This window comes from Protofrankia sp. CiP1_Cm_nod4, from assembly GCF_982290645.1.
In genome coordinates this window covers 10,444-16,723 of record NZ_CEVIVC010000052.1, presented here as the reverse complement: position 1 = coordinate 16,723, position 6,280 = coordinate 10,444, and the positions used below count along the sequence as shown (strand labels likewise).

Genomic DNA, 6,280 nt, shown 5'->3' with positions numbered 1-6,280 from the left:
CGGCGGCGTCTCGGTCGGCTCGACGTTCCGGCGGGCCCTGTTCGCGTTGCGCTTCCAGGAGAAGAACATCCTGCTGTCGAGCGACATCACCGACAGTTCCCGGATCCTCTACGTGCGTAACCCGCGGGACCGGGTGAGCAAGGTCGCGCCCTGGCTGACCCTGGACGGCGACCCCTACCCCGCGGTCATCGACGGCCGGGTGACGTGGATTCTCGACGGCTACACGACCACCGACGGATACCCCTACGCCCAGCGCCGCACCCTCGGCTCGGTGACCGCGGACGCGGTGACCACCCGGGTGGCCAACCGGGCCAACCAGGCCGCGAACGAGGTCAACTACATCCGGAACTCCGTGAAGGTCACCGTCGACGCCTACAACGGGACCGTCGCGCTCTACGCCTGGGACGAGGCGGATCCCGTCCTGAAGACCTGGATGAAGGCGTTCCCGGGCAGCGTGAAGCCGAAGAGCGACATTCCCGCGTCCCTGCTGAGCCATCTCCGTTACCCGGAGGACCTCTTCAAGGTGCAGCGGGACCTCCTCGCCTCCTACCACGTGACCGATCCGCGTGAGTTCTACTCACAGGAGGACTTCTGGGCGGTCTCACCGGCCCCGGACGACCAGAACCAGACACAGCCGCCGTTCTACGTCTACAGCCAGCTGGTCGGGCAGTCGCAGCCCACCTTCAACCTGACCTCCCCGCTGCTGGCGCGGGCGTCGTCGAAACTCGCCGCCTACATGGCGGTGTCGAGCGATCCCGGCAGCTACGGCGAGTTCCAGGTCCTGCAGCTGCCCAAGGGCGTCACGATCAACGGGCCGGTCCAGGTGCAGAACCTCATCGAGTCCAACGCGAAGATCTCCCAGGAGCTCAACCTGCTGCGCGGCCAGGGCTCCCGGACCATCCAGGGGAACCTGCTGACCCTGCCGGTGGCGGGCGGGCTGCTCTACGTCGAGCCGTACTACGTCCAGGCGCGGGAGAACGCCGTGTACCCGACCCTGCAACGGGTGGCGGCCGTCTACGGCGAGAACATCGGTTTCGCGCCGACCCTGGGCGAGGCGTTGAGCCAGGTCTTCGGCACGAGCGTCGGCGGTACGCCCGGCGGCGGCACGGGCGGCACGGGCGGTGCTGGCGGTACGGGCGGCACCGGCGGTACGGGACCGGAGAGCCCCCCGCCGGGCGGCACGAACGACCCGCAGATCCGGCAGGCGATCGCCGACGCCGACCGCGCCTTCACCGCCGGGCAGGACGCGCTGCGCAAGAGCCCGCCCGACTTCACCGCCTACGGCAACGCGCAGAAGGACCTCTCGGACGCCCTGGACCGGCTGGGGCGGCTGACCGCGGCGCCACCGCCGCCAGCGAGCCCCGCGCCTTCGCCGCCGCCAGCGAGCCCCGCGCCGCCGCCGTCTCCCGGGCCCGCCGAGCCGGGCTCCCCGGCGCCGCCGGCCGCCGCTCCCGGCGGCGTGCCACCGGCGCCACCGGCAACCATGGCCCCCGCCGGGGCGCCGGGAGGGTAAGCCCGGCCGCCGGCCGGAAGATTCGATCATGTCCATTTGACACCCCCCACCCCGCGTCTTGTATGGTGAAGACACACCGACGCGGGGTGGAGCAGCTCGGTAGCTCGCTGGGCTCATAACCCAGAGGTCACAGGTTCAAATCCTGTCCCCGCTACCAAGTAAGTTCATAATCCAGAAGCCCTCTCGCCAGAAAATGGCGAGAGGGCTTCTGGATTTTTGTCGACAGGACTCTCCGCGCCCTTGTAGTAGAGCTCGGTGTCGCGCATCACACTCTCGGTGATCTGCTGGCGTGCCGTGTCCCAGCCGTCGCGCGGGATCGGCTGCGTCGAACAACCTTTACCCTGTCCCGCTACCAACGCTGCGGATTGGCCGCCGCCGGACTCGCCGCGCTCCATGCCGAGTACCCGGCCTGTCCTGTCACGCCCTCGGCGGCCACTTCCACGACTCCGAGTCCCTCCGGGCCGCTGCCGGCGCCGACGGCCCAGGTAGCTACCAGCGGCGCCACACGACATCTGCTTGCACATCACCGCCAGGGGGAGGCTGACTGACGCACGACGCTCGGCAGCGGCCCCGTCGCGTACGTCTCCCGCGAGACCGAAATGATCACATGCACCGCGTGGCCTTCCACGGTTTGTTCTGGCTCCTCAGGCCACTGCGGCGACTGCCGACAGCGTAGAACGTCGTCGAATTTTACCTATTCGTCTTAGAAGTGGATACAAGAAGGATGTTATTGACACCTCCGCGGAGCGTCAGCCATCCTGGTGTCAGGATTATCGAAGTTGCATCTGTTTCTGAGGCAGGCTGGTTGCACATGACACGAGCGATCCCCCCTTCGCTGGCGCCTGTGCTGGAGCAGCTGGAGCTGGAGGAAGCGGATCTGGTGACGACAGCGCGGCTTGACGATCTGGTCCGCGCGGCTGGTATCCGCACGGCTACCCGGACAGTCGCGGCCCGGCTGCGTGAGCGTGGCTGGCTGTTGCCGACTGGCCAGCGCGGCGTGTGGGAGTTCGCTCCGGCAGCGGTGGCCGGTCCTTACAGCCGCGGCGGGCACACCCGCCTGCTGCGTTCGGTCCTCGCTCGCAGCGAGGTCGCCTGTGGCCTGACTTTCCAGGCAGCCGCGTGGGCGCTCGGCCTGGCGGACCGGGCCCCAACGCGTGTCGAGGTCACGGCGGTGAGTGAGCGTGATGCCCGCCGGTTGCCCGATGGCCTCGACGTGTCGGTGTTCGCGCCCAGGCTCGACTACCAGCGAGCGAAGGGGGTGCCAGTGCTGCACCCGGCGAGCGTACTGGTACATATGGCCACGAATCCGACTCGTGTACGCTCATGGTCCAGCGCACTCGAATGGCTTCCGGACCTGGTCGCGGAAGTTACCACTGACGACGTGCTTGTCGAGTTGGGCAGGCGTCCATCCACGGTCGCCAGCCGATCGGGCTATCTACTCCAGGGGCTGCGTCCCGACGTAGCCGAGCAGATCATCGGGCCTTCGACGAAGACGTGGTTCGGCCCACGCCGCAAAGTTGTCCGACACGACAGCCGCTGGCAGGTGGCCGACACCCTGCTGCCCTTCGACCCACGAAAACTGGAGTCCGTCACATGAGCAGTGGACTCATCGCGGTTACGATCGGTTGGATCGGTCGGCACACCCCACCAGGCGCTGGGGTCGACGGCCGTGACGCTGCCGTCATGGACATCGCCCAGGACCTGCTTCTGCGTGATCTGCACGGGCGGGGCAGCCTCGACGAACTGGTCTTCTGAGCCTGTACTGACAGGCTCAGGTGGCATGACGAGACTTCTGCGGTAGGAGTGTGAAAGCTGTGTGGGTGGGTTTCTAGCCGAATTTCACCGAGCCGCAGGTGAGGTTCTGTGGGGGTGGGGTCAGGGGTGACTGGCCGCGGGCGATCAGGCGGGTGCCGGAGAAGTCGTAGAAGGTGGTGCGGCCCTGATAGCTCCTGCCGTCGGTGCTGGTGCCCGTCCAGATCTCGATCGCGGCAGTTGGTGACTGCGTGCGGTGGCAGCCCCATTTCGCCGCGTTCCGCAGCGAGGCGCCGTAGGGCAGCGACGCCTGCTGCCCGTCGAGGGTGACCAGCCGCAGCCGGGAGTCGACGTACCGGAAGACCGTTGCCGCCTGTAGCCCGGCTCCCCGGTCGACCCGGACGAACACCTCCGCGTGCCCGTCCCGGTCCGCGTCGACCGAGCCGAGCACCCCCTGCACCGTCAGATCCGGATTGCCCTCGAAGGGAACCTCGTCGGTACGGCCGGTCGCGTAGCGGACCAGGAGTGTGCCAGCGGCGGGAAGTGTGATCGAGTCAGCGCGGCCGTCGCCGTCGACATCGCCGTCCCGCGCCGGGGACGCGCTGGCCGTCGCCGTCGCGGGTGACGTCGCCGGTGACGTGACGTGCTGCGTCCCCGTCCGGTTGCTGTCGGACGACTTCGAGACATGCGACGACCGTCCGCCGGACGAGCGGCTGCTACCGCTGCTGACGTTGCAGCCCGTCGTCAGCAGGATTGCCGCGGTGACCGCCAGGGTGACGGGGACAGCAAAAGGCACGGACACACGCATGACGCCCCCACGGCTGTAAAAGCTTTCATCCGGTATATCCGCTGACTCGGATGAATGCGAGGCCGTCGTGCCGTGGCAGGCCTGTCCGGATATCGACAGGGTAAAATCGCCGTCAGCCTGTTGAGATTCCGTGAATACCGCCGGGGCGCGGTGACGCGCCGGCCGGTTTTCAGGTCCGGTGACAAGGGCGGGACGGGTCGTTGTGCCGTCACGCCGCGTCCCGCTGGTTCAGGTGCCGGGGGTGCGCCAGGGGCTTGCCGGGCGCAGCAGGTCGGCCGAGCGCAGCAGCACCTCGGCGAGCATGCGGGCCTCCTCGGGCGTGAGATAGGCGGCGGCGAGGGCGTCGAGCATCGGGGCGTCCAGGCGTAGCAGGATCACCGGCGCCTGTCCCGCGGCGGCCGGTGGCTCGGGCCGGACCGTTATCTCCGCCTGACCGATCCGGGTGATCAGGACCCCGTCATGCGGATCGTGATGAACCAGCGCCATGGTCATCCACTCCTCCCGAACCGAAGCGGTTCCGGCTGTCGCACATGTTGGACTCTCGTCCACTGGTACTGGTTGCTCCGGTCGGACGTCGGTTTTCCGACCGCGGCCGCGGGAAAAGCATGATCGCCGGGGTGCTGGTGCGCCGGTGCCGTCCGGAGCATGGTGCCACATTGTGGCCCTAAAAGTAGCCATCTGGACACGCAGTTGAATACAGGCGAGAAGGGTGCCGATCGCAATCAACGATCAGAAGCGATATCGCTACTTTTCGTCTACCTGTGGAGGGGTCGAGATGACGCCGAGTTCTGGAGAGCCCGCTGCCGACGCGCCGGATGACGGCCGCTGTGATACCTGCCATCCCGCCCTCCTGCGCGGTCTGACCATGCCACGCACGTCCGCGCGCCGGGGGGCCCACCGGCGCCCGGCCCGGCCGGCGGCGGGCCGCGGCGGGCTCGGGCGGCGGGAGTTCCTCGGCCTGGCCGGCCTGGGCCTCTCCAGCGCGCTGGCCGGCGGTGGTGCCCTGCTGGCGGCATCATGCGGCAAGGAACGCCCCGTGGCGCCGCCGCTGCCCCCGGAGCCGAGCCCGCTGCCGGAACGCGGCGTCGCCGAATACTGGAACGGCCGGACGCAGGCCGGCCACTTCGACTTCGCGAACTGGCCGCTGTACATCGACACCTCCCCGGGCCGGCCCGACAGCCATCCGACGCTCGACGTCTTCACCAGCGCGACCGGTATCACGGTCTCCTACCGCGAGGTCATCGAGAACGACGAGTCGTTCTACGCGGGGATCCGGCCGCTGCTGGAGGCGAGCCGCCCGACCGGCTACGACCTGATGGTCATCCCCAACGGGCAGGTGCTCGCGGACCTCATCCGGCGCAACCACCTGGCGCCGCTGGACGCGGGCCGGCTGCCGGCCTTTCTCGCCAACGCCGACGAGAGCGTGGCGAATCCCTCCTACGACCCGAACAACCGGTTCACGGTCGCCTGGCAGTCGGGGATCACGGGGATCGCCTACGATCCCAACCGCACCGGCCGGGAGATCAGCAGCTTCCGTGACCTGTTCGACCCGGCCTTCGCCGGCCGGGTCGGGATGTTCGGGGACGTCCGGGACCTGCCGAACTTCACCCTGGTGGGCATGGGGATCACGCCGGAGGCCTCGACGCCGGCGGACTGGCGGAAGGCCGCGGAGCTCCTGCGCGGGCAGCGGGACGCCCGTATCGTCCGCGACTACTACCAGCAGGATTACATCGAGCCGCTCAGGAAAGGGGACATCTGGCTGTCCATGGCCTGGTCCGGGGACATCTTCCAGGCCAATTCCGAGGGTGCCGGCCTGCGTTTCGTGATTCCCACCGAGGGCGGCATCCTGTGGACCGACAGCATGTGCATCCCGGTCACCGCGCCACATCCGGTGGACGCCATCACCTTCATGAACTTCGTCTACCAGACCGACATCGCCGCGAAACTCGCCGAGGGCATCAACTACATCACCCCCGTCCCGTTCTCGCGGGATAAGATCATCCGGGACGCGGGCACCGCCAGCGGCCCCACGCAGGCACAGCTGGTCGCCACCGCCGACAGCCCGCTGGTTTTCCCGGTCCGTTCGGATCTTTCCCGGCTGCGGCGCTACCGCGTCCTGAGCCGGCTCGAGGCCGTCGAGTGGAACAGCCTGTTCCAGTCCGTCTACCAGCCCTGACGACCCACCGAATGTGACGACCCACCGAATG

The 6,280-nt window shown here is 68.4% G+C and carries 7 protein-coding genes and 1 tRNA gene; 5 read left to right on the top strand and 3 right to left on the bottom strand.

What is annotated here, in order from left to right:
• Positions 1-1,513: UPF0182 family protein (locus tag AC5LSR_RS12155; RefSeq protein ID WP_493468467.1), on the top strand; the 1,513-nt coding region annotated here is incomplete at its 5' end.
• 80 nt (positions 1,514-1,593) lie between these two features.
• Positions 1,594-1,670 (top strand) — tRNA-Met (locus AC5LSR_RS12150).
• Positions 1,671-1,677: 7 nt separating this feature from the next.
• Here the strand turns inward: AC5LSR_RS12150 and AC5LSR_RS12145 are convergent.
• The gene (locus tag AC5LSR_RS12145) at positions 1,678-1,908 is read right to left on the bottom strand and encodes a hypothetical protein (RefSeq protein ID WP_250290117.1); all 231 of its coding nucleotides are present in this window, start codon (positions 1,906-1,908) and stop codon (positions 1,678-1,680) included.
• A gap of 416 nt (positions 1,909-2,324) precedes the next feature.
• On the opposite strand from AC5LSR_RS12145, the gene AC5LSR_RS12140 reads away from it, so the two are divergent.
• Positions 2,325-3,110: a type IV toxin-antitoxin system AbiEi family antitoxin gene (locus AC5LSR_RS12140; RefSeq protein ID WP_250290120.1), complete on the top strand. Its 786-nt coding sequence runs from the start codon at positions 2,325-2,327 to the stop codon at positions 3,108-3,110.
• A complete protein-coding gene (locus AC5LSR_RS12135) occupies positions 3,107-3,268 on the top strand; it encodes a hypothetical protein (protein ID WP_250287558.1) in 162 nt (53 codons plus the stop codon). The genes AC5LSR_RS12140 and AC5LSR_RS12135 overlap by 4 nt, the downstream gene beginning before the upstream one ends.
• 73 nt (positions 3,269-3,341) lie before the next feature.
• Here AC5LSR_RS12135 and AC5LSR_RS12130 read toward each other — a convergent pair whose 3' ends face one another.
• Positions 3,342-4,067 (bottom strand): hypothetical protein, encoded by a 726-nt coding sequence (locus tag AC5LSR_RS12130; RefSeq protein WP_493468466.1) that lies wholly within the window; start codon positions 4,065-4,067, stop codon positions 3,342-3,344.
• 234 nt (positions 4,068-4,301) lie between these two features.
• Positions 4,302-4,559, bottom strand: coding sequence for a hypothetical protein (locus AC5LSR_RS12125; protein WP_250287562.1), 258 nt, complete (start codon positions 4,557-4,559; stop codon positions 4,302-4,304).
• Between the two features lie 379 nt (positions 4,560-4,938).
• Here AC5LSR_RS12125 and AC5LSR_RS12120 point away from each other — a divergent pair, with 379 nt between their 5' ends.
• Positions 4,939-6,249: a polyamine ABC transporter substrate-binding protein gene (locus tag AC5LSR_RS12120; RefSeq protein WP_250290124.1), complete on the top strand. Its 1,311-nt coding sequence runs from the start codon at positions 4,939-4,941 to the stop codon at positions 6,247-6,249.
• Positions 6,250-6,280: the final 31 nt, after the last annotated feature.

Coding starts and splice junctions, on each gene's coding strand:
- AC5LSR_RS12120 (WP_250290124.1), top strand. CDS start 4,939: ATGCCACGCACGTCCGCGCGCCGGGGGGCCCACCGGCGCCCGGCCCGG.
- AC5LSR_RS12140 (WP_250290120.1), top strand. CDS start 2,325: ATGACACGAGCGATCCCCCCTTCGCTGGCGCCTGTGCTGGAGCAGCTG.
- AC5LSR_RS12135 (WP_250287558.1), top strand. CDS start 3,107: ATGAGCAGTGGACTCATCGCGGTTACGATCGGTTGGATCGGTCGGCAC.
- AC5LSR_RS12145 (WP_250290117.1), bottom strand. CDS start 1,908: ATGGAGCGCGGCGAGTCCGGCGGCGGCCAATCCGCAGCGTTGGTAGCG.
- AC5LSR_RS12125 (WP_250287562.1), bottom strand. CDS start 4,559: ATGGCGCTGGTTCATCACGATCCGCATGACGGGGTCCTGATCACCCGG.